This window comes from Nocardia sp. NPDC055321, from assembly GCF_053645575.1.
The window spans coordinates 1-23,342 of record NZ_JBSHMS010000015.1; the positions used below are offsets into that span (position 1 = coordinate 1).

Annotated in this window: 17 protein-coding genes and 1 pseudogene; 9 read left to right on the forward strand and 9 right to left on the reverse strand. The window is 68.8% G+C overall.

The features are described 5' to 3' along the window. The 4 genes and pseudogenes from ACWIGI_RS23605 to ACWIGI_RS23620 form a co-directional block, all read left to right on the forward strand. Positions 1-338, forward strand: a pseudogene (locus ACWIGI_RS23605) (DNA polymerase III subunit gamma/tau); the annotation flags it as partial. Positions 339-595: 257 nt separating this feature from the next. Beyond that, positions 596-1,807 (forward strand): acetyl-CoA C-acetyltransferase, encoded by a 1,212-nt coding sequence (locus ACWIGI_RS23610; RefSeq protein ID WP_454204618.1) that lies wholly within the window; start codon positions 596-598, stop codon positions 1,805-1,807. Between the two features lie 35 nt (positions 1,808-1,842). Then, positions 1,843-3,996, forward strand: coding sequence for a 3-hydroxyacyl-CoA dehydrogenase NAD-binding domain-containing protein (locus ACWIGI_RS23615; protein ID WP_454204619.1), 2,154 nt, complete (start codon positions 1,843-1,845; stop codon positions 3,994-3,996). A gap of 299 nt (positions 3,997-4,295) precedes the next feature. Further along, on the forward strand, positions 4,296-7,838 hold the full coding sequence (locus ACWIGI_RS23620; protein WP_454204620.1) for a protein kinase domain-containing protein: 3,543 nt from the start codon (positions 4,296-4,298) through the stop codon (positions 7,836-7,838). A 325-nt stretch (positions 7,839-8,163) separates the two neighbouring features. Here ACWIGI_RS23620 and ACWIGI_RS23625 read toward each other — a convergent pair whose 3' ends face one another. The 3 genes from ACWIGI_RS23625 to ACWIGI_RS23635 all read right to left on the reverse strand — a co-directional run bounded on the left by ACWIGI_RS23625 (position 8,164) and on the right by ACWIGI_RS23635 (position 11,890). Beyond that, the gene (locus ACWIGI_RS23625) at positions 8,164-9,480 is read right to left on the reverse strand and encodes a class I SAM-dependent methyltransferase (protein WP_454204621.1); all 1,317 of its coding nucleotides are present in this window, start codon (positions 9,478-9,480) and stop codon (positions 8,164-8,166) included. Beyond that, positions 9,477-10,910: an FAD-binding oxidoreductase gene (locus ACWIGI_RS23630; RefSeq protein WP_454204817.1), complete on the reverse strand. Its 1,434-nt coding sequence runs from the start codon at positions 10,908-10,910 to the stop codon at positions 9,477-9,479. Before ACWIGI_RS23630 ends, ACWIGI_RS23625 begins: the two co-directional genes overlap by 4 nt. 266 nt (positions 10,911-11,176) lie before the next feature. After that, positions 11,177-11,890, reverse strand: a complete 714-nt coding sequence (locus ACWIGI_RS23635; RefSeq protein ID WP_454204622.1) for a hypothetical protein — start codon at positions 11,888-11,890, stop codon at positions 11,177-11,179. A 124-nt stretch (positions 11,891-12,014) separates the two neighbouring features. Between ACWIGI_RS23635 and ACWIGI_RS23640 the strand changes: the two genes are divergently transcribed. Both ACWIGI_RS23640 and ACWIGI_RS23645 read left to right on the forward strand, forming a co-directional pair. Then, a complete protein-coding gene (locus ACWIGI_RS23640) occupies positions 12,015-13,271 on the forward strand; it encodes an SLC13 family permease (protein ID WP_454204623.1) in 1,257 nt (418 codons plus the stop codon). A 106-nt stretch (positions 13,272-13,377) separates the two neighbouring features. Continuing rightward, entirely contained in the window at positions 13,378-13,815 is a 438-nt protein-coding gene (locus ACWIGI_RS23645) for an SRPBCC family protein (RefSeq protein WP_454204624.1), read from the forward strand. A 221-nt stretch (positions 13,816-14,036) separates the two neighbouring features. On the opposite strand, the gene ACWIGI_RS23650 is transcribed toward ACWIGI_RS23645, so the two are convergent. Both ACWIGI_RS23650 and ACWIGI_RS23655 read right to left on the reverse strand, forming a co-directional pair. Next, on the reverse strand, positions 14,037-14,387 hold the full coding sequence (locus ACWIGI_RS23650; RefSeq protein WP_454204625.1) for a VOC family protein: 351 nt from the start codon (positions 14,385-14,387) through the stop codon (positions 14,037-14,039). 38 nt (positions 14,388-14,425) lie between these two features. Further along, positions 14,426-15,244 (reverse strand): MerR family transcriptional regulator, encoded by an 819-nt coding sequence (locus ACWIGI_RS23655; RefSeq protein WP_454204626.1) that lies wholly within the window; start codon positions 15,242-15,244, stop codon positions 14,426-14,428. Between the two features lie 91 nt (positions 15,245-15,335). Between ACWIGI_RS23655 and ACWIGI_RS23660 the strand changes: the two genes are divergently transcribed. Continuing rightward, positions 15,336-15,668 carry a YbaB/EbfC family nucleoid-associated protein gene (locus tag ACWIGI_RS23660; protein WP_454204627.1) on the forward strand — a complete coding sequence of 111 codons (333 nt, stop codon included), beginning with the start codon at positions 15,336-15,338 and terminating at the stop codon, positions 15,666-15,668. A 34-nt stretch (positions 15,669-15,702) separates the two neighbouring features. Next, a complete protein-coding gene (gene recR / locus ACWIGI_RS23665) occupies positions 15,703-16,311 on the forward strand; it encodes a recombination mediator RecR (protein ID WP_354988298.1) in 609 nt (202 codons plus the stop codon). A 92-nt stretch (positions 16,312-16,403) separates the two neighbouring features. Here the strand turns inward: recR and ACWIGI_RS23670 are convergent, their stop codons facing one another. The 4 genes from ACWIGI_RS23670 to ACWIGI_RS23685 all read right to left on the reverse strand — a co-directional run bounded on the left by ACWIGI_RS23670 (position 16,404) and on the right by ACWIGI_RS23685 (position 19,160). Further along, entirely contained in the window at positions 16,404-16,595 is a 192-nt protein-coding gene (locus tag ACWIGI_RS23670; RefSeq protein ID WP_354988297.1) for a hypothetical protein, read from the reverse strand. Positions 16,596-16,731: 136 nt separating this feature from the next. Continuing rightward, positions 16,732-17,967, reverse strand: coding sequence for a hypothetical protein (locus tag ACWIGI_RS23675; protein WP_454204628.1), 1,236 nt, complete (start codon positions 17,965-17,967; stop codon positions 16,732-16,734). A 222-nt stretch (positions 17,968-18,189) separates the two neighbouring features. Continuing rightward, positions 18,190-18,831 carry a hypothetical protein gene (locus tag ACWIGI_RS23680; protein ID WP_454204629.1) on the reverse strand — a complete coding sequence of 214 codons (642 nt, stop codon included), beginning with the start codon at positions 18,829-18,831 and terminating at the stop codon, positions 18,190-18,192. A gap of 92 nt (positions 18,832-18,923) precedes the next feature. Continuing rightward, positions 18,924-19,160 carry a hypothetical protein gene (locus ACWIGI_RS23685; RefSeq protein WP_454204630.1) on the reverse strand — a complete coding sequence of 79 codons (237 nt, stop codon included), beginning with the start codon at positions 19,158-19,160 and terminating at the stop codon, positions 18,924-18,926. 129 nt (positions 19,161-19,289) lie between these two features. Between ACWIGI_RS23685 and ACWIGI_RS23690 the strand changes: the two genes are divergently transcribed. Further along, a complete protein-coding gene (locus ACWIGI_RS23690) occupies positions 19,290-23,333 on the forward strand; it encodes a transglutaminase family protein (RefSeq protein WP_454204631.1) in 4,044 nt (1,347 codons plus the stop codon). Positions 23,334-23,342 lie beyond the last annotated feature (9 nt).

Here is a 23,342-nt window from a genome sequence, read left to right on the forward strand (position 1 = left end):
AGGCGGCGGCGCCCGCACCCGCGCCGGAACGCCCGGCGGAACCCGCGCCCGCGGCGCCCGAGCGGGTGTTCACCCGCGGCGGCGCGGCGCTGCGAAACACGCCGCCGGACGACGATATTCCGCTACCCGACGGGCCCGACCTTCCCGACGACCCGGGGCCTTCGGACTACTCGCCGGTAGGTTATGACGGCGTCCCACCTGCTACTACAGAGGAAGAGGAGCGGGAGCTGCTCGCCGCCGCGGCCGTGCCGGTCCCCGCCGAAGAGCGCCGCGACCCGGATGATGTGGCCTTGGAACTCCTGCGGTCGGAATTGGGCGCTACTCCACTGGAGGGTTGACAGTTGCCCTGTGAGACGGATTAAGTTAACCGGAGTTCGCATCGGGCGGTACTATGATCGGGTGGCCGCGAGTATCGGTTCGGCGAGGTTCTAAGGTATGCCCAGGCGTACGGGTTACCTGAGCCGTGCCGACCGGTTCGTGCCGCTGTTTGTACAGCGTCAGGACGGCTGGCCGAACGGCCGGTCGGCGAGGTTATGGCTACGTGCTGACCGCACAACGCGGTGACGGCGCACCTTAAGGAAGGAAACACTCCGATATGACCACAGAGGCCTACATTTACGAGGCCATCCGCACCCCGCGCGGCCGCAACAAGAAGGGGTCGCTGCACTCGGTCAAGCCCATCGATCTGACCACCGGTCTGGTCGCTGAGCTGCGGAACCGCTTCCCGAACCTCGATGAGGATCGGATCTCGGACATCATCCTGGGTGTTGTTTCCCCCGTGGGTGACCAGGGCGCCGACATCGCCCGCACCCTCGTGCTCACCGCCGGCCTGCCCGACACCGTCGGCGGCATCCAGATCAACCGCTTCTGCGCCTCCGGCCTCGAGGCCGTGAACCTGGCCGCGCAGAAGGTCCGCTCCGGCTTCGACGACCTGGTCATCGCCGGTGGCGTCGAGTCCATGTCCCGCGTGCCGATGGGCTCCGACGGCGGCGCGATGTTCATGGATCCCGCCACCAGCTACGACGCCTACATCGTCCCGCAGGGCATCTCGGCCGACCTCATCGCGACCATCGAGGGCTTCACCCGCGATGACGTCGACGCCTACGCCGTGCGCTCGCAGGACCTGGCCGAGAACGCCTGGAAGAACGGCTACTTCGCCAACTCCGTCGTTCCGGTCAAGGACATCAACGGCCTGACCGTGCTCGACAACGACGAGCACATGCGTCCCGGCACCACCGCCGCCGACCTGGGCAAGCTGAACCCGGCCTTCGCCGGCATCGGCGAGATGGGCGGCTTCGACGCCGTCGCCATGCAGCGCTACACCTACGTCGAGAAGATCGACCACGTGCACCACGGTGGTAACTCCTCGGGCATCGTCGACGGCGCGGCCCTCGTGCTCGTCGGCAACGAGGACGCCGGCAAGGCCTCGGGCCTGACCCCGCGCGCCCGCATCGTGGCCACCGCCACCTCCGGCGCCGACGCCACCATCATGCTCACCGGTCCGACCCCGGCCGCCTTCAAGGCGCTGGCCAAGGCCGGTCTGACGGTTGACGACATCGACCTGTTCGAGATCAACGAGGCGTTCGCCTCGGTCGTTCTGAAGTTCCAGAAGGACCTGAACATCCCGGACGAGAAGCTGAACGTCAACGGCGGCGCGATCGCCATGGGCCACCCGCTGGGCGCCACCGGCGCGATGATCACCGGCACCATGGTCGACGAGCTGATCCGTCGCAACGCGCGTTACGCGCTGGTCACCCTGTGCATCGGCGGCGGCATGGGTGTCGCCACCATCATCGAGCGCGTCTAACGCCCACCGACTTTTCTCTAGGAGAACCAAAAACTATGACCGAGAACATGATCGGCTGGGAAAAGGACGCCGACGGCATCGTCGTGCTGACCATGGACGACCCCAACCAGGGCGCCAACACCATGAACCAGCTGTACAAGGACTCCATGAAGGCGACCGTCGATCGCCTCGTGGCCGAGAAGGACGACATCACCGGTGTCGTGCTGACCTCCGCGAAGAAGACCTTCTTCGCCGGCGGTGACCTCAAGAACATGATGAAGACCACCCCGGAGAACGCGGCGGACATCATGGAGGAGCTCACCTCCATCAAGGGCGACCTGCGTCGCCTGGAGACCCTCGGCAAGCCCGTCGTCTCGGCGATCAACGGCGCGGCCCTCGGCGGCGGCCTGGAGATCACCCTCGCGACCCACTACCGCATCGCGGCCGACGTCAAGGGCGTCCAGCTGGGCCTGCCCGAGGTGTCCCTCGGCCTGCTCCCGGCCGGTGGCGGCGTCACCCGCATCACCCGCATGCTCGGCATCGCCAACGGCCTGATGGGTGTCCTGCTGCAGGGCAACAAGTTCACCCCGGCCAAGGCCAAGGCCACCGGCCTGATCCACGAGGTCGTCGGCTCGGTCGAGGAGCTCGTCCCCGCCGCCAAGGCGTGGATCAAGGCCAACCCGGACAAGGGCGTGCAGCCCTGGGACGTCAAGGGCTACAAGATCCCCGGCGGCACCCCGTCCACCCCGGCCCTGGCCGCGAACCTCCCGGCCTTCCCGGCCAACCTGCGCAAGCAGATCAAGGGCCAGAACATGCCCGCGCCGCGCGCGATCATGTCCGCGGCCGTCGAGGGCGCGCAGGTCGATTTCGACAACGCCTCGCTCATCGAGTCGCGCTACTTCGTCTCCCTGCTGACCGGCCCGGTTGCGAAGAACATGATCCAGGCGTTCTTCTTCGACCTGCAGTCGATCAACAACGGTGGTTCGCGTCCCAAGGACGTGCCCAAGCGTGAGATCAAGAAGATCGGCGTCGTCGGCGCGGGCATGATGGGCGCGGGCATCGCGTACGTCTCCGCCAAGGCCGGCTACGAGGTCGTCCTCAAGGACGTCACCCAGGAAGCCGCCGATCGCGGCAAGAACTACTCCGAGAAGCTCGAGGAGAAGGCTCTCTCGCGTGGCAAGACCACGCCGGAGAAGTCCGCCGCGCTGCTCGCCCGCATCAAGCCGTCGGCCGACGCCGCCGACTTCGCCGGTGTCGACTTCGTCATCGAGGCCGTCTTCGAGAACCCCGAGCTCAAGGCCAAGGTCTTCGGCGAGATCGAGGACATCGTCGACGCCGACGCGCTGCTGGGCTCGAACACCTCGACCCTGCCCATCACCCTGCTGGCCAACGGTGTGAAGCGGTCCGAGGACTTCATCGGCATCCACTTCTTCTCCCCCGTGGACAAGATGCCGCTGGTCGAGATCATCAAGGGCGAGAAGACCTCCGACGAGGCGCTGGCCCGCGTGTACGACTACACCCTGGCGATCCGCAAGACCCCGATCGTGGTCAACGACAGCCGCGGCTTCTTCACCTCTCGCGTCATCGGCACGTTCATCAACGAGGCCATCATGATGCTCGAGGAGAACATCGATCCGCAGACGATCGAGCAGGTCGGCCTGCAGGCGGGCTACCCGGCCGCGCCGCTGAAGCTGAGCGACGAGCTCAACTTCGAGACCATGCAGAAGATCTTCAAGGAGACCCGTGCCGCGGCCGAGGCCGAGGGCAAGGTCATCTCCGCGGCGTCGCTGGCCTCGGGCAACGTGATCGGCACCATGATCGACAAGTTCGATCGCAAGGGCAAGCTGCACGGCGCCGGCTTCTACAACTACGTCGACGGCAAGACCGCCGGCATCTGGGAGGGTCTGCGCGACGCCTTCGGTTCCCAGCGTGAGCTCCCCGAGGGCGTCACCCTGCAGGACCTGAAGGACCGCATGCTCTTCATCGAGGCCATCGAGACCCAGAAGTGCTTCGACGAGGGTGTGCTCACCACCACCGCCGACGCCAACATCGGCTCGATCTTCGGCATCGGCTACCCGGCCTGGACCGGTGGCGTGCACCAGTTCATCGTCGGCTACCCGGGCGGCACCGCCGGCTTCGTGGCGCGCGCCGACGAGCTGGCCGCCAAGTTCGGCGAGCGCTTCGAGGTTCCGGCCTCGCTGCGCAAGTAGTCGGGAGGCGGCGTCCGCGCCGCTGACAACGACCGGCACCGCCCGGGTCACGATTCTCGTGACCCGGGCGGTGTGCTTTCCGGTCCCCATGCTGGCGTTTCGTGCCCGATCCGGCGAAACCCGCGCTACGTTGGGAATATGTACGGGTTGCGCATCGGACCACCCGTCGGTTCGGTGTGTGCGCTCGTGTCGAGTTCGAGGTGGGCAGAGACGTGAACTCACAGCCTGACCCGGGAGGCCCCCGGAGAGCGCCTTCCCGAGTCGAAAACGCCACCGAGGCATACGTTCCCGTGTCGATCGTGGATGAGCTCGAAGCCATGGGGCTGGCCGAGGCGCAGGAGATCGGCCGGGGCGGCTTCGGTGTGGTCTATCGCTGCACGCAGCGGGTGCTGGATCGTGTCGTGGCGGTCAAGGTGCTGTCCTCGGAGATCGACGACGAGAGCCGCGAGCGTTTCCTGCGCGAGGAACACGCGATGGGCCGGTTGTCCGGGCATCCGAACATCGTCGACATCCTGCAGGTGGACGTGACCGCCAGCGGCCGGCCGTACATCGTGATGCCCTTCGCCACGCACGGTTCGCTCGAACGCCTGGTCCGGGACAACGGCCCGCTCGGCTGGTCCGATTCGCTGCGGGTCGGGGTGAAGCTGGCGGGCGCGATCGAGACGGCCCATCGCGCGCAGGTGCTGCACCGCGACGTGAAACCGGCCAACGTGCTGCTGAGCCGCTACGGCGAGCCGATGCTCACCGACTTCGGAATCGCCCGGATACCGGGCGGATTCCGGACTTCCACCAGCCTGATCAGCGGCTCGCCCGCCTTCACCGCCCCCGAGGTGCTCAAGGGCGAGGAGCCCACCGTGCGCTCGGACGTGTACGGCCTCGGCTCCACGTTGTTCGCGCTGTTGACCGGGCACGCCGCCTACGAGCGGCAGTCGGGGGAGAAGATCATCGCGCAGTTCCTGCGCATCACCAGCCAGCCGGTGCCGGACCTGCGCGAGCAGGACATTCCCGCCGACGTGGCGGCGGCCATCGAGGCCGCCATGTCCCCGGATCCGCGGCATCGGCCGGCCTCGGCGGTCGAGTTCGGCGAGCTGTTGCGCACCGTGCAGGGCGATCTCGGGCAGGTGCCCGACGAGATGGCGCTGCTGGACGGTGATGTCGCCGGTCCGGACACCGATTACGATGACAGCCGCTATTTTTCGCGCCAGCGCACCGGAACGGTGCGGCCCGGCTCGCGACATCGCTCGATGACCCTGCGCCCGCCCGCGGGCTCGGAGACCGGCGCGGCCCGGGCCGGCGATGCGGGCAGCGGTGACTTCCCCGCGCCGGGCAACACGTTACCGCCAACGGCCACAACGAAATTCCGTCCGCCGACGCCGGCGCGCGAGCCGGTGCCGCGACCGCGGCTGCTGGAACCGCTGCGCCAGGGTGGCCGCCGCAGGCTGGCGGTGCTGCACGGCCCCGCCGGTTTCGGCAAGAGCACCCTGGCCACCCAGTGGTGCGCCGAGCTCACCGATCGCGGGGTCGCGGTGGCCTGGCTCGGCATCGACCGCGACGACGATCACGAGGTGTGGCTGCTCGCGCACATGATCGCGGCCATTCGCAGGGTGCGCCCGGATATCGGCGCGGGGCTGGAGCAGGTCCTGGAGGAGCGGCCCGCCGAAGCGGTGCCGTACGCGATCTCCGCGCTCATCGACGAGGTGCACGCGAGCGGGTCGTCGGTGGTGGTGATGGTGGAGGACTGGCATCGGATCACCGACGCGGGCGCGCATCGGGTCCTGGAGTCGTTGCTGGACAACGGTTGTCATCATCTCCGGTTCGTGGTCACCAGCCGCGAGCGCGCCGGACTGCCGCTGAGCCGGATGCAGGTGGCCGACGAACTCGTCGAGATCGACTGCGATCAGCTGAGTCTCACCGAGTCCGAGACCCGGGAGATCCTGGTGGATCGCAACGGCCTGGACCTCACCGATCGGCAGGTGGAGCAGATTCACGCCGCGGCCGGCGGCTGGCCCGCGGCGATCCAGCTGGCGAGCCTGTCGTTGCGCGGCGCCCGGCACGACGCCGATCAGCTCATCGCCCGGCTCTCGGGAGACAGCCGGGCGATACGGGAGTACCTGGCGGAGAACGTACTCGGCGAGCTGGAGCCGTCGATGCTGGAGTTCCTGAGCGCGATCGCGGTGCCCGAACGGGTCAACGCCTCGCTCGCGGCGGCGCTGAGCGGGGTGGCGGACGCGGAGACGATGCTGGAACAGGCCGAGGAGCGCGAGCTGTTCGTGCACCGGCTGTCCGAGGATTCGCGCTGGTTCCGCGTGCAGCCCATGGTCGCCGAGTACCTGCGCGCCCGGCTGGAGCGCGGGCAGCCCGGGCAGGTGAAGGCCCTGCACCGCAAGGCCGCGCGCTGGTTCGCCGAACACCAGATGCTGCGCCAGTCGGTCGATCACGCCATGGCGGCCACCGACTTCAAGTTCGCCCTCGACCTCGTCGAGAGCGGCGGTATGGATCTCATCGATCGGTCCCGGCTGGCGACGCTGTTCGGGACGGTGTCGAAACTGCCGGTGCAGCAGGTGACGTCGCGCTCCAAGCTGCTCATGGCGCTGGCCCGGGCGAACGTGAACCTCCAGCAGTCCGGTGCGGCCCGCACGGCGCTGGGCCGGCTCTCGAACATGCTGGCCCGCAGCTCGCCGCAGGATTCGGAGGCGGTGATCCAGCGCTGCCAGGCCGCCGTGCTGGCCGCCGCGGACAAGGTGGCGCGCGATCGCACCGACGGCGTGCTGGAGCAACTCACCGATTCGCTGCGCCTGGTGGACGAGCTGCCCGTGTGGACGGTGTCGACCGCCGCGAATCTGGCGTCGTTCGTGCGCCTCTGCGAGTTCGATTTCGACGGCGCGCGCAGCACCCAGGAGTGGGCCGAGCCGTATCACGCGCGGTCCGGCGATCCGCTCGGTGCGGTGTTCGGCCGCTGCGGTCTCGGCGCCGCCGCCTACGAACAGCTCGACATCCCCACCGCCACCGCGTGTTTCGAGCAGGCGTGGCAGATAGCCCGCGATCGGTCCGGCCCGCGTTCACATCCCGCCCGGGTGGCGGGCGCGCTGCTCGGCGAATTGGCCTACCGCCGTGGCGATCTGGAGAGCGCCGAGCGGCTCCTGGATCTGAGCCATCAGCTCTCGGCCCGGGTCGGCCCCATCGACTTCCTGGTGAGCACCTTCGTGGTGGGCGCGCGGGTCAAGGCGGTGCTGGGCGACACCGACACCGCCGCCGCCCGCCTGGACGAGGGCGCGCGAATAGCCGTGGAGCGCAAGCTAACCCGGCTGGCGGCCCATATCCGGGCCGAACGCCTCCGGCTCGATCTGCCCGCCGACCAGCCCACCCCGAGCCCGGCCGCGGACCCCCAGATCCGGCCCGTCCACCACCCCGTCGGCGCCGCGGCCCTGGCCGTCGAGGCCGAGGAGATCGCCACGATCCGCGCCCTGCTGGCCCGCCACTATCGCGGCGAGGATCGCGGTCCCGCCGACGATCTGGCGCCCCTCGGCAACGCCGATACCGCGGTCAAACGCGCCCGCGCCCTGCACGCCCGCACCCGCGAGAAGAACCGTCCCCGAGCCGAACTCGACGCGGCCCTGCTGTTGGCCGAGGCCCTGGCCACCGCCCGCTGGCAGGGCGAGGCGATCAGCGTCCTGATACCTGTCGTCATCACCTGCGCCGACCTCGGCTGGACCCGCCCCCTGCTGGACGCGGGGCCCGGCGTACTCGGCCTGCTGCGTACCCTTCGCACCGAAATGTCGCTGGGCACAGGCGGTTCCGATCCACAGGAGTTGCCCCGGGCGTTTCTGGATTCGCTGGTCTGAGCAATCCGCAGAATTTCGGTGACCTGCTGTCATAGCATGTGCGCACCTCCCCTCGAGGGGCGATGGACGTGGTCCAACATCGCGCCCAGGGAGGAGGTGTGGGCTATGGGAAAACACCATAGGAAAGAGGAATCCCCGGTCAACCGGGCTGCTGTCATGATCAGCATTGCCGCGATTGCCGGGGCAGCAATCCACTTGGTCCGCTGGTTGCGGGCTAGGTGACCCACCGGGTGGGGCGTCGTTGGCGCGGCGCCTCATCCACCAGCATCACTCGCGTGATGTATCGAATGTACACCGTGCTCAGGGGGTGTATCCAGGCTTTCGCCTAGGGCTGCCACCACGGGCGCAGCGGGACCGTCCAGGCCTGGTCCGGGCCGTTCTTGACGCCCAGGACCTGGTGCAGCTGCACCACGCCGCGCTCGAAGCCGAGCTGACAGCCGGCCATGTACAGGCCCCACACCTTGGCGGTGCCCTCGCCGACCTCCTCGACCGCGGCGTCCCAGTTCTTCACCAGGTTGTCGCACCATTCGGCCAGGGTCAGGGCGTAGTGGCGGCGCAGGTTCTCCTCGTGCAGCACCTCGAGGCCCACGTTCTGGATCTCGGAGATGATGCGGCCCGAGCCGGTGAGCTCGCCGTCGGGGAAGACGTACCGGTCGATGAAATCCCCGGCCTTGCTGGTGTGCTTGTTGTCCGGGCGGGTGATGCAGTGGTTCAGGAACAGGCCGCCGTCGCGCAGCTTGGACTGGATGAACTCGAAGTACGCGGGGTAGTTGTGGACGCCGATGTGCTCGGTCAGGCCGATGGAGGACACGGCGTCGAACGAATCCTCGGCGATGTCACGGTAATCCGAGTGCCGCACCTCGGCCAGCCCGGACAGGCCCTCCGCCGCGATCCTGGCCTGCGCCCATTCGGCCTGCTCCGCCGAGAGTGTCGCGCCGATGACACGGACGCCACGCTTGGCGGCGTAGCGCACCATTCCGCCCCAGCCGCAGCCGATGTCGAGGAGCCGGTCGCCGACCTTCAGGTTCAGCTTGTCGAACACGAGCCGGTACTTGTTCTCCTGCGCCTGCTCGAGGTTCCACGCCTCGTCCCCGTACACCGCGCACGTGTAGGTCATCGAATCGCCGAGTACGTACTCGTAGAAGGTGTTCGAGACGTCGTAGTGGTGGTGGATCGCCTCGGCGTCGCGAGTCTTGGAGTGCCGCAGTCCTTCCAGGGCGATGCGCCGCCAGCGCGGCAGGGTCTCCTGCGGCGGCGGGGCGACCGGCTTGAGCAGTTCCCAGCCGAGCGAGCGGGCGATGACCACCAGCTGCATGGCGGTCGGGCGGCGGAACTTCATGCTCGCCATGGCCTTGAGCAGCTCGTACGGGTCGCCCGGATGTGCGCCGTGAATGCGCATGTCACCGGAGATGTAGGCACGTGCCATACCCAGATCGCCGGGGGCGTTGGCGACGTAGTTCACCCCGCGCGGATTGACTATCTCGAGCCCGAACTCGGAATTCGCCGGTCCGGTGCTGCTGCCGTCGTACGCGGTGAAGCGCACGGGCATCGGTCCCTCGATGAGCGACTCGAATATCTCGGCGATCGTGAGCTTGGTACCTAGCTCCGCGAACACCTCGGAACGGTCCTTGAACGTCGTCACTTGCGTTGCACCGCCTTCGAATACAGGTCGAGTAGTCGATGATCCGGGTTGTAGTCCTTCGCGAGGCGGGCGTAGGTGCCGCCGCCGTAGTACAGCTCGGCGAACTCCTCGGGTCCGTAGTAGGAATCCGAGTAGAGCGATTTGTGGCCGTCGAGCTCGGAGACCTTGCGCTCGATGGCACGATTGGCGGCGCCGTCCTGCTGCCCGGGCGTGGTGGGCACGGCGGACCAGAACCCGATGTTCACGTAGGTGCGGCCGGGTTCGAGCGGGTAGAGCGGCCAGGGGCGTTCGGGGCCGTCCTCGTCGCGCAATCGCAAGGGGCACAGCCAGATCGGCTCGATGGGTATCTCGCGCAAGAACCAGTCCAGGAAGTCGGCGGTGCGCTCGATGGGCACCTCTATGTCCTGCACTACCCGCTCGCGCGGCGGATTACCCTGGCGGGCCTCGAGTTTGTCGCCGATGTGGTAGCGGTGATCGAGGGCGATGAGCTTCCAGTAGAAGCTGCTGCGCCGGTAGCGCTGCGGCCAGAAGCGGCGGATCTTCGGGTTCTGCGCCCCGAACGCCCGCGAGCACCAGAACCAGTCGGTGTCCCAGCGCCAGAGATAGTCCGCGATCGTGAGGCGATCGCGGGCCGGCCGATCGGAGTCGTGCTGGATGGACCGGTAGAAGATGTCCATGCCGGTGTAGTCGCTGACCGGGCCGGGTTCGTCGGTCTGGCGGCCGAGCACGAGGTAGCTCTCGGCGGCGGTGAACACCACGCCGTCGAGGTAGTCGACCTGCTCCCCGGCGTACGAGCGGTCGGAGACGATTCGCGCCATGGCGGCCTCCAGCTCCCGCAAATCATGAAACCGTATGTGGCGCAGTGCCACATACGGTTTCACCGGTTCGAGCTCGATCTTCAGCCGGGTGGAGTACCCGAGGGTGCCGTAGGAGTTGGGGAACCCGCGGAACAGGTCCGCGTGCTCGCCGTCGGGGGTCGCGGTCACGATCTCGCCGGCCCCGGTGAGCACATCGATCTCCAGGACCGATTCGTGCGGTAGCCCGTTGCGGAAGGAGGTGGACTCGATGCCGAGCCCGGTCACCGCGCCGCCGAGGGTGATGGTTTTGAGCTGGGGGACCACCAGCGGCGCGAGTCCGTACTGCAGGGTGACCGCGACCAGGTCCTCGTAGGTGGTCATGCCCGCCACGTCGGCCGTGCGCTGTTCCGGATCCACCGCGATGACCTGCGTCAGGCCGGAGACGTCGAGCCCGGGCGCGGGGTTCTTCGCTCGCGCGCGGAAGAGATTGGAGGTCTTCTTGGCCAGCCGGATGTTCGCATCGGGCGGGATGGCGCGGTAGGACGCCAGTAGTCTCTCGACCCCGGCTCGATGCGCGGCGAACCCTGATTCGCGTGCGGCCGGTGCGCGGCCAGCCAACCCCAACAGACTCACTGCCACCCTCGGAACGCTAGCGTGCACCGACCGGTACGGCCAGCAAGAGCACACCGGCGGGGCGGTTTTTCACACACAGTTAGCATGCGTCGTCGCGGCTCTGATCAGCCACGCTTCGAGTCTATTCCCGGCGTCGCCGTGAGAATAGTTACTTCGGCTAATTGCTTGAGGATTGCGGTGTGCCGGTGCGGCTTTGGTGGTGGTGGCGGCGCGGGTCTCGGGGTGTGGGTACCCGCGAGGGCCCGGTCCGGGGCTGGTTCGCGGGCCTATCGGTAGGGGTAACCCGGCTGCTGACCGTACGGGGACGGGGCCTGACCGGGCGGTGGGCCGTAGCCGGGCGCCGGGGCATAGGGCTGACCGGCCGGCGGGTACCCCTGCGGTGCGGGGTACCCGGGCTGGGCCTGGCCGTAACCCGGTTGTGCGCCGTATTGGGGTTGCTGGCCGTAGCCCGGCTGACCGCCGTACGGAGGTTGCTGACCATAGCCCGGCTGGCCGCCGTAGGGCGCGGGCTGTCCGTAGCCGGGCTGCTGGGCATAGGCGGGCTGCTGGGCGTACGCGGGCGCCTGCGGTGCGGGCGCGCCGTACGGGTTGGGCTGACCGTACGGGCCGGGCTGACCGTAGGGGGAGGGCTGGGCGTACGGGTCGGGCGCGCTGCCCGCCGGGGGAGTGGGGCCGTTGCCCGAGCCGCGGCGGATCTCGCGGACCAGCATGAAGCCGCCGCCGGCGATCAGCAGGGCGCCGAGGCCGAACAGGATCCAGGGGGTGGAGCCGTTGCTGTCCTTCTGTTCCTCGTACGTGCGGGTGGTGGTGCGCCCCTTACGGGTGGTGTCGCAGGTGTCGCCGGGGGACATGACCCGGCTGCCGCACTTCACCGTGCCGTCGTCGCTCAGGGTGCTCACGCCGCCGAACAGCAGGGCGCATCCGAGAACGATGGAGAGAACGCAGGACAGCACGCTCTTGACGCGGCGAACGGAGTGCATGGTGGAGCGATTCCCCTCGAAGAAAAACCCGTAGAACAGACAATCCGGTCATGCAGGATCGCGGCGAAGCATAACCGGGTGCGGGCATGCTGCCCAGCCGTATGCGCCATGTCAGCATTGATCGATGCGAGAACTCGATTCCGAGCCGCGGGATTCGGCTCTCGCGCGGTTGTCCGCTGCTGTCCGCCGCCGGGTGAGCGTCCTCGACGGCGTTCGAATCGGTCTGCTGGTCCTCGGATTGCTTTGCGTGGCAACGGGATTGCTGCCGCGTGCGGAAGCCGCCGACAACATGGCCCGCATCGCCCCGCTGCTGCTGTTCCTGGTCAGCGTGATCGTGCTGGCCGCATTGGCCCGGCGCGCCAAGGTCTTCGACGTGATCGCGCACCGGCTGGCGATCATCGCGGGCGGCAACTACGCCGCGCTGTTCCTGCTGTGCGTGCTGTTCGCGGCCACCACCACCGCTGTGCTCAACCTCGATACGACCGCGGTGCTGCTCACCCCGGTCATGCTGGCCCTGGCGATCCCGGCCCGTATCGCACCCGTGCCGCTGGCCATGACGACGCTGTGGCTGGCCAACACCGCGAGCCTGCTGCTGCCGGTCTCCAACCTCACCAATCTGCTCGCCGCCGACCGCGTGGCCCTGCACGCCCTCGATTTCGGCGCGAGAATGTGGCTGCCGCAGCTGCTTTCGGTGAGCGTCACCATGATCTGCCTGTGGCTCTGGTACTGGAGGCGGCCGCGTCGCGGCGCGGACCGCTACGTCGTGCCGGAGCCGGTGACCCCGGCGGACGCTCGTGAACGGGTGCTGCTGTACGTCACCGGCGGCGCGTGCGCGCTGTTCGTGCTCGCGATTCCCTTCGCGGGCGCGCACGTCGAGTACGCCGCCGGCGGCGCCGCGCTGATCGCGGTGGCGGCCTTCGGATTCCTGGATCGCGCGGCCCTGCGGTGGTCGCTGTTCCCCTGGCAGCTGCTGGTCTTCGTGGCCGGATTGTTCCTGGTGGTGCCCACTCTCGGCCGGTACGGGCTCTCGACGGTGATGAGCGCGGTGATCGGCGACGACACCGGGGCGCTCGGCGCGTTCCGGGCCGCGGCCGCGGGTGCGGGCCTGTCCAACCTGGTGAACAACCTGCCCGCCTACACCGCGGGCGAGGCCGTGATACCCGCCGGGGAGACCGATCGAGTGCTGGCGCTGCTGATCGGCACCAACGCCGGTCCGCTGGTGACGCCGTGGGCCTCGCTGGCGACGCTGCTGTGCCTGGAGTTCTGCCGCACCCACGACGTGCGAATCCCCATGCGGCGCTTCGTGCTCACCGGATGCGCGCTGGCGGTCCTGGCGACCGGGGCGGCGGTGGCCGGTCTGCTGCTGACCGCCGCCCCGTGAAGCGGCTCACCGGTGTCCAATCCGGATACCCACCCGGAACCCCGCCCGGCGTACCATGACCGGGCGGCACCAGGGCACACAGCCGGGAATCACAAAGGAGCACATGGTGGGACAGGTCAGCGCCTCCAGTTCGATCGTCGTCACGGCGGATCCGAAGCGCACGCTCGACGCGATCGCCGACTACGAGTCGGTGCGGCCGCGCATCCTCTCCTCGCACTACCGTGACTACAAGGTGGTCGAGGGCGGCAAGGGCGCGGGCACCGTCGTGGAATGGACGCTGCAGGCCACCGAGAAGCGCCAGCGCAACGTGCGCGCGGCCATCACGGTCTCCGATTCCATGGTGACCGAACGTGATTCGAACTCCTCCATGGTCACCACCTGGACCGTCACCCCCGAGGGCAATGGTTCGCTGGTCACCGTGCGCACCAGCTGGAAGGGCGCCGGCGGCATCGGCGGCATCTTCGAGGGCATCTTCGCGCCGCTGGGCCTGAAGAAGATCCAGGCCGAGGTCTTGGAGAAGCTGAAGCAGGAACTGGCTGTGTAAATTTGCCTCCGCTTCGCTCCGGCGGGTTCGCGGCCCCCGAAGTCTCGTTCTTCCCTCCCTCCGCTCCTCCGCTTCGCTCCCCCGCTCCACTCAGTCCAGAACGAGACGGGCCGCGAACTGCTGGGTGGATGTCTATGTGATGAAGGGTCTTCGCTTCGGCGGGCCGCGAACTGTGGGCGGGGTTATGGGTGCGGGAACTATTGGGCGGGGGAGCGGGTTTGTCAGCCCGCAGCGATGTCGAAGAGGTTGCCCTCCGGATCCGACAGCGTCGTCCACTGCATGCCGTACTCGTCGAAATCGGCGATGTGCTTGGCGCCGAGGGCGACCGCGCGCTCGATGCCGCCGGGCAGATCGTCCGACAGCAGGTCCAGGTGGACGACGTTCTTGCCCGGGTTCTTGTCCGGGACGTGGATGAACATGAGCGTCGGGCTGTGGCCGGTGCTCTGGCCGACGGTGGCGAAGTGCTCGTTGCCGTCCGGGTCGACGGTGCGGTCGAGCAGTTGCGCCCAGAAGGCGGCCAGTTCCCCGGCGTTCTGCGAGTCGATGGTGATGTTGGCGATCCTGATGGCCATGACGGTCTCCTGTCGGGTCGGATGAACTCGGGTGCTGCTCAGAGCCGGCCGATGGGCCAGCAGATTTCGGTGATGTAGCCGGACTCGTCGGCCTCGTCCGGGCCGGCCAGGTAGATCTCGCGGACCGGCTCGGCGAGGGCGGTGTCGTGCTCGGCGACGTGGCTGCCCAGCGCGCCGTAGGTGCGGTCGAACTCGGTGAAGGGGCCCAGGTGCACGGCGACCGCGAAGCGCCGGGCGGGCAGTTCGAGTACCCGGCCGACGGTCGCGGCGCGCGCCCGGTCGTCCGGGGTGATCGGCACGTACGCCATGACCTCGCCGTGCTCCTGCTCGAAGAAGTCCATGTCGTAGGTGGCTCCGGCGGGACCGGCGGGCTCGATCTCCGCGCGCGCTAGCCCCTGATACAGCGTGCCGAAACTGGCGTCGCACCAGTCGCCGATGCCGTCCCGGCCCACCGTCTCACCCAGTACGAGGGCGGGACAGCTTGCGACGGAACGATATTCGACCTCGAGTGGAATGCTCGCGGGTGGCAACAGCAGCGTCCGCAGCGAGGCGACCACGTCGCGGGTGCGGGTCAGCTCGGCTTCCATCCGCTCGAGGTGCGCGCGCAGCGCCTCGTCCCGGGTGGCCCGGTCCGGCGCCGCGAGCACCGCCTTGATCTCGGGCACCGGCATGTTCAGCTCGCGCAGCCGGCGGATGAGATGGGCTTGATCCACCTGATCGGTGGAGTAGAACCGATAACCGGTGCCCGGGTCGACCGCGGCCGGTTCGAGCAGCTCGATCTCGTGGTAGTAGCGCAGCGCCTTCACGCTGAGATAGCTGAGCCGGGAGAACTCCCCGATGGGAACCGTCGCTGTCATGCCTTCAGCGAACACTCTCCCACCGGGGGAGAGTCAACAGGCCCCGCTTGTAGGCTGGTGCGCAATCACATCCCCGCAGAGAGGACACGCCGTGCAGCCCGGTGGAGAGTTCGATATCCAGCAGTTGATGGCCCAGGCCCAGCAGATGCAGCAGGCCGTGATGGCCGCGCAGCAGGAGATCGCCGCGGCCGAGGTGGACGGTGAGGCGGGCGGCGGCCTGGTGCGCGTCCGCATTCGCGCCACCGGTGAGATCCTGGCCCTGACCATCGACCCGAAGATCATCGATCCGGAGGACGCGGAGACGCTGCAGGATCTGGTGATCGGCGCGATCAACAACGCCATGGGCAACGCGCAGGAACTGGCCGCGGATCGGCTCGGCCCGCTGGCCGGCGGTCTCGGCGGCGGCGCGCTGCCCGGCTTCTGATCGCGGCCGGGACAGCGGCGGAGAGGAATACCGAGTGTACGAGGGTCCGGTTCAGGATCTCATCGACGAGCTGGGCAAACTGCCCGGTGTCGGTCCGAAGAGCGCCCAGCGCATCGCTTTTCATTTTCTCTCGGTGGAACCACCGGAGATCGACCGGCTGCAGGCGGCCCTGCAGAAGGTGCGCGACGGCGTGCGCTTCTGCGTGGTCTGCGGCACGGTCTCCGACGGTGAACGCTGCCGCATCTGCTCCGATCCGCGTCGCGATCGCACGATGATCTGCGTGGTCGAGGAGCCCAAGGATGTCCAGGCCATCGAGCGCACCCGGGAGTTCCGCGGCCGGTACCACGTGCTGGGCGGGGCGCTGGATCCGCTCTCGGGCGTGGGCCCCGATCAGCTGCGGATTCGGGAGTTGCTGACCCGCATCGGCAATCAGGACGACGGCGTCGACGTCAGCGAGGTCATCATCGCGACCGATCCCAATACCGAGGGTGAGGCGACGGCGACGTATCTGGTGCGCATGCTGCGCGATTTCCCGGGTCTGAGCGTGACTCGGCTCGCCTCGGGCCTGCCCATGGGCGGGGATCTGGAGTTCGCGGACGAACTCACGCTGGGCCGGGCGCTGTCCGGGCGCCGCGCGCTCTGATCCGGGCGCGTCGCGGGCCCGGCGCGGCTCGCTACGCTGCGGCGGCGCGGCATCGCTGCCGCGTCGCTCCCCGGGTGTGCGAACCCGTGCGGTTAGGTCCAGACCGGCGGCGCGGGCATGGCCGCGGGCTGCGGGCACGGCATGTGCTGGCTGTTGCGCGGAACGTCGGCGCCCGCCCCGGTGGCGTGCAATGCCACCACCGCGGCCAATGCGGCCGCGATACCGACCAGCACGGCCAGGCTCTTACGCAGTCTCGGTGTGCTCGGCCTCGGGCGTAGCTTCAAAGCTCTCTCCTCGTCTCGGACGGATTTCGAAAGCAAATCGGACGGCACCGCGTGCGAATATTCCGAAATGTTAGCTTTCCGGCGCCCGCGCGCCGTTCATTGCGCGGGTACCGGAATCCGAATCGAGATGCGCTTGTTACTCGGCGGCGCACATGGAGCGCAGTACGCCCCGCATAACCGGCCAGCCGTATTTCATCGGCGCGAAGGCCAGCACGCGCGCAATTGTGACGGGCGTCAGAATCTCCGAACCGACGCCTCCCATTCCGGCCACCATGCTGCCGAGCGAGAGCAGCAGGCTCGCGGTATCGGCGGTCACATAGGCCAGGTCCAGCGAATTCTCGACGGTCACCTCGCTCAACGGAACCGTGTGGTGCGCCTTGCCTTCGTAGATATCGAACCCGAGATTGGTGAGCAGCGTCAGCGGGCCGTAATCCAGGATTGCCGGAATGGCGCCGAGTTCCGCTGTGGGACGCAGGATCAGCGGTTTGGCGACATGGTGATCGCGCAGGAATGCGTGCAGCGCATCGGTGGCCGCGTGCAGTGTGGGCAGATCGAATGGCAGCTGATCGGAGGCGGCGAGAAAGGCGCGGGTGCGTTCGAGAACGGCGGCGGTATTCAGCTCGCCTGCAGGAGTACAGCTTTCGTCGGCCAGCACGAGTTGGTTCGCCATGTGGGCGAGTTCGGCGGGGACGGGGAATTCGCTCCGCGTCTCCTCCTCGGCGAAGGACAGGTCCAGCGGCGCGTAGACGTTCGGCGGATTGCAGGTGTCGCCGATCCGATCCTGGATGCTGCGGCCCAGCCGGTGCACACCCTTGAACATGCTGCCCACCATGCCGACCAGCATCGAACCCACGCGCGGGATCATGGTGGTGAGCATCTGCGTCGGGATCTTCACGATGCGGTTGGCGAGCAGGAAGACCTCGACCACGTGCTCGAGGGTCAGTTCCGACACCGAGACGGTGGTGTCCATGCGGCCGGTGCGGACCGCGTCCAGCCCGTTGACCAGGTAGGTGACGATCGGGTCGTCGATGTCCTCGACCTTGGCGCCGAGGGTGCCCGGATCGACCGGCAGCACGTTGCGATGGACGCGGGTGGCGGCGACGGTCTGCCGGAAGTCCTGGACTTGCTGGTCGTATGCCGACTGCTGTTCGACGGGCACGACCGTGCGCAGCGCGGTGGCGGCGGCGGTGATGACATCGTCGAAAGTTGTTGCGCCGGTAGCGCAGTTCACGTCGCTGATCGCGACGTCGGCGAGTGTTTCGGTTGCCTGCTCCGCCTGTGCCGGGGCGGCGAGCGGGGTCAGGGTCGCGGTTCCCACCAGCGTGGCAATGGTGAACGCGCCGAGGAGCGGCGCGAGTCGGGTGAGCCTCATCGAATCTTCCGGGGTAGGTCCAGGCATCCGGAAGACGCCAACTGGACATCGGTCTAATTAGGTAAGGATTACCTTATGCAGTCCGAAATGTGAAATGTTGGCTGTGCATTAGCAAAAACCGGCTGACCTGGTGTAAGTCGCCCCTGCGGGACGGAAAAAGCCCGGGACGCGCTCGCGTCCCGGGCTCGGCGGGGTGATCGTGGCGGGCTCGGCCCGCGTCGTTCAGAACGTCAGGCGCTGCCAGTCCAGGGCCTCGAAGCGCGAGCGGTCGCCGACGGTCCAGGACCAGATCAGATCGGCGACCGTCTCGGGATCGTCCACCCGGACCCCGAAGTGCCGCTCGGGTGACCCGTCGCGGTACTCGAGCTCGTACCGGCCGTCCTCGCCGCGATAGGTCTGGATGTAGATCTGCTCACCGCTCTCGACGATCAGGTACGGTCCCGGCGGACTCAGCTCCGGGATCCACTGGTGCACGAGTTTGCTTGTGAGATACGGGAATTCGCCGGCTCCGCCGTGCGACACGGCGACCGGGACGTGGTCGGCCGGATCGATCAACCAGGTCAGCTGCGGATCGTAGACGGCGTACCCGTGCGGGGTGGCCAGCTCGAACAGCAGGTTCCGGACGTGCCCGACCGCGTCAATGGGGCTGGAAACGAAAAGCGTCGCGCCGATCGTGCCGTCGGCCGCCGGTGCGGCCAGGAAAGCGTCCGACTCCGGCAGCTCGCCGTTGCGGCGATCGAGTTCGGCGGCGATCTCGGCCACCACGTCCGCGGCGGGCTTCCCGTCCTGCGTGGTCAGGTACGCGTCGACGGCGTCGGGGGTCGCGGCGGCACCGGAGGGCAGCAATACGTGGTCGTAGCTCACCTGACCAGGCTAGTTGCCGGACCCTCGGGGTCCGGAGCCAGGCGGCGCGAGCGTGCCGCGGCGGCCGGATCGGGTCCGGGCGCCGCGGGTGATCAGCCCGCTAGGCTCTGCGGCGCGCGGTGTGAATCGACCTCCGCCACTACGCATTCGCAGCCACCGGCCACCATCGAACATTCGGCCAGGTAGGGATGCCGCACCCGGTCGGCCGCGGCGCAGCCCCAATCGGTGCATTCGAAGGACCCGTCGGCGTGCGCGATCAGCGTCCCGTGGCAGTGATCGAGGGTCGCTTCGCAGAGCCGGCACACCGGGGTGCTCGTCGTCGTGCTCATGGAAACCTCCTCCCATCGTTCCTACGAGTGTGCGCACACCCTCGCGGCAACTGTGGGAGGTCGCCGCGTGTCGTCCTTTCTGTCGGTAATAAGCCCGCGTGTCACCGCTCTCGCGTGGTGAACTTGATTATGGGGATTCGAGTTTCCCTCGAGCATCGCACGACCTACACCTTCGAACGCCCGGTGCGGATTCACCCGCATGTGGTGCGACTGCGGCCCGCGCCGCACACGCGCACCAGCATCGAGGCATATTCCATGCGGGTGGATCCGGCCGCGCACTGGGTCAACTGGCAGCAGGACGCGTTCGGTAACTTCCTGGCGCGCCTGGTTTTTCACGAACCCGCGCGTGAGCTCTCCGTGGTGGTCGGACTGGTGGCGGAGATGGACGCCATCAACCCGTTCGACTTCTTCGTCGAGGAGTACGCCGAGCACTTCCCCTTCCGGTATCCCCCGGAACTGGCCGCCGACCTGGAGGCGTACCTGCGCCCCGTCGACGAGGCCGAACCCGGTTCCGGCCCAGGCGAACTGGTGCGCGAGTGGGTGCGCGCGAACCCGCCCCGCGACCGGCCGCGCACCATCGAGTTCCTGATCGCGATCAACCACGCGCTGCGCGAGGACGTCGGATACACCATCCGGCTCGAACCCGGTGTGCAGACCCCGGATCACACGTTGCGCTCGGCGCTGGGCTCGTGCCGGGATTCGGCCTGGCTGCTCGTGTCGGTGCTGCGTGAATACGGGCTCGCCGCGCGTTTCGTGTCCGGCTACCTCATTCAGCTGGCGCAGGACCTGCCGTCGCTGGACGGGCCGTCCGGGCCGCTCGCCGACTTCACCGACCTGCACGCCTGGACCGAGGTGTACCTGCCCGGGGCCGGCTGGGTCGGGCTCGATCCCACCTCCGGCCTCTTCGCGGGGGAGGGGCACATCCCGCTGGCCGCGACGCCGCATCCGGTGTCCTCCGCGCCCATCACCGGGGCCACCGATCCGGTGCGCGCGACCCTGGAGTTCTCCAACACCGTGCACCGCGTGCACGAGGATCCCCGGGTCACGCTGCCCTACAGCGACATTCAATGGAACCGCATCGCCGCCACGGGCGCGGCGGTCGATGCCCGAGTACGCGACGCGGGGATCGGCCTGACCGTCGGCGGCGAACCCACCTTCGTCTCGATCGACGACCAGACCGGCCCCGAGTGGACCACCGACGCCGACGGCCCGCACAAACGCGAACGCGCCGCCGACCTCGCCCGCCGCCTGCGCCGCATCTACGCCCCCACCGGCCTGGTCCAGTACCGCCAGGGCAAGTGGTATCCCGGCGAGCCCCTGCCCCGCTGGGACATAGCCCTGCTCTGGCGCGCCGACGGCAAACCCCTCTGGCACTATCCCGACCTGCTGATAGACCCCTGGCTCCCACCCGATGCGCCACCGGAGTCCGCGGCAACGGATTCGACGGACGTCCCCGGCTCGCCGACCGCGCGGGACTCCGCCACCGCGCCGGATGAGCCGGATTTGGGTGCCGGTCCGAATTCCTCGGCGACGCCCGGCGATACGGTCGCGCAGGACTCGGATTCGTTCAGCCCGGATATCCGTCCGGAGCCCGAGACCGCCGGTGCCGTGGCGGCAGACGCGCACGGTGAGCCACACCCGGCCGCGAATCCGGCGTCCGGTTCCGCAGTCCCGGCAGCGAAGTGGGCCACCGACTCCGATGGGTCACAACACACTTCCGATCGCGGGCTCGCGGTTGCGGTCGGTGAAGACGCGGACGCGGAGGACGCGGTAGGAGGCTGGGCGCCGAACGGTACGGATTCGGACGGCGCGCTGCGGGCATCCAATAGTGCTGATGCACAACGGGTATCGGGTCTCGGCCGGCCCGATGGGGCGTACGGAACGACCTCGGGCGCGGGTGTCGCCGCGGCGGACGGTCATTCAGCGGCGGGCGGCCCGGCCGTGGCGCGCAGCGGTCCGGGCGTGGACGCGGACGGTGCGACCGACCGGCAGCGGACCGACGCGGGGACATGGGCAGCGGTGGCTCCGGTTGCCGCCGTGGGCGGCAACGGATCCCCGGCGACCGGGCGCACGGCGGGCACTCGCGCCGTCGATGACGAGCAGCCCGTCGCGCACGGCTCCGGGGGTGTCGCGCGGGCCGTGCTGGCGCACATCGTCGACGGGCTCGGGTTGCCGGAGAGCCAGATCCGGCCCGCGTTCGAGGACCCGCTCGCGCGGATGGGGGCCAAGGCGCGGGTCCCGTGGGGGGACCCGGTCGCGGGGGCGGAAGACCTGGCGCCGGAGCGGGACTCGGCGGCGGCGCGGGCGGAACTGCTGGCGCGGCTGGACGAATCGGCGGGGGAGGCGGCGGCCTACGTGCTGCCGCTGCACCGGCGGGCGGACGGCGGCGGCTGGGCCAGCGCGGACTGGCGGCTGCGGCGGGGGCGAATCGTGTTGACGGAGGGGGATTCTCCGGCGGGGCTGCGGCTGCCGCTGGGATCCGTCTCCTGGGATCCGCCGCCGGAGACGGTGGAGAACGACCCCGTCGCGCCGCCGCGCACGCGGCCGCTGTCGGGGGAACCGGACGCGGCGGTGGTGCCCGCGCACGACGCGCCGATCACCGCCCTCGTGGTGGAGGTGCGGCAGGGGCGCATGTTCGTCTTCCTGCCCCCGGTCACCGAACTCGACGCCTACTTCGACCTGGTGTGCCGGGTCGAGGAGGCGGTGGCGACGGTGGGGGAGCCGGTGGTGCTGGAGGGGTATCCGCCGCCGGTGGACGCGCGCCTGCACACCCTGTCGATCACACCGGATCCCGGCGTCATCGAGGTCAACGTGCAGCCCGCCGAATCGTTCGCCGAACAGGCCGAACTGCTGGACACCCTGTACGAGCAGGCGCGCCTGGCCCGGCTCGGCACCGAGAAGTTCGACGTGGACGGCACGCACGGCGGCACCGGCGGCGGCAACCACATCACGCTGGGCGGGTGGACGCCCGCGCTCTCGCCGCTGCTGCGGCGGCCGGACCTGCTGGTCTCGCTGCTGACCTACTGGCAGCGTCATCCGGCGCTGTCCTACCTGTTCTCCGGCCGCTTCATCGGCCCCACCTCGCAGGCCCCGCGGGTGGACGAGAGCCGCCCGGACTCGCTCTACGAACTCGAGATCGCCTTCGCGGAGATCGCGCGCCTGCACCCGGCGGGCGCGTCCGATTCCGGGGACGCGCTGTCCGCGCCGTGGGTGGTCGATCGCGCGCTGCGGCACCTGCTCACCGATCTCACCGGCAACACCCATCGGGCCGAGTTCTGCATCGACAAGCTGTACAGCCCGGATTCCGCGCGCGGGCGGCTCGGGCTGGTGGAACTGCGCGGCTTCGAGATGCCGCCGCACTTCCGCATGGCGATGGTGCAATCACTGCTGGTGCGCGCGCTGGTCCTGCGCTGCTGGGAACGCCCGTACACCGCGCCGCTGCTGCGGCACGGGGTGAACCTGCACGGCAGGTACCTGCTGCCGCACTTCCTGGCGGCCGACATCGGCGAGGTCGTGGCCGATCTGCGCGCGCACGGCATCGATTTCGATATGAGCTGGCTCGATCCGTTCTTCGAATTCCGTTTTCCGCGCATCGGAACGGTGGTACTCGGTGGTATGGAAGTCGAACTGCGCGGCGCCATCGAGCCGTGGAACACCCTGGGCGAGCAGACCACCGCCGCCGGCACCGCCCGCTACGTGGACTCGTCGGTGGAACGGTTGCAGGTGCTTCTCACCGGCGCCGACCGCGGGCGATACCTGCTCACCTGCAACGGCTTCCCGGTGCCGCTCGTGCCCGCGGGCAAGGCCGACACGCAGGTCGCGGGCGTGCGCTACCGGGCCTGGCAGCCGCCGAACGCGTTGCACCCCACCATCACCGTCGACGCGCCCCTGGTCTTCGACATCGTCGACACCGAGTCGGGCCTGTCCCGGGGCGGGTGCACGTACCACGTCTCGCATCCGGGCGGCATGTTCTATCCGGGTCCGCCGGTGAACGCGCTCGCGGCGCAGTCGCGGCGCAATCGGCGCTTCGAACCGACCGGGCACACGCCCGGTCCGGTCGACATCGCCGATCTGCGTGCCAAAATGGCGGTACAGGCGACGGATATCGGTGCGCCCGGGATCCTGGACCTACGCCGGGCACGCACGGTGTGGGGCCTGTCCGGCGACCGATAGGCATCCGGC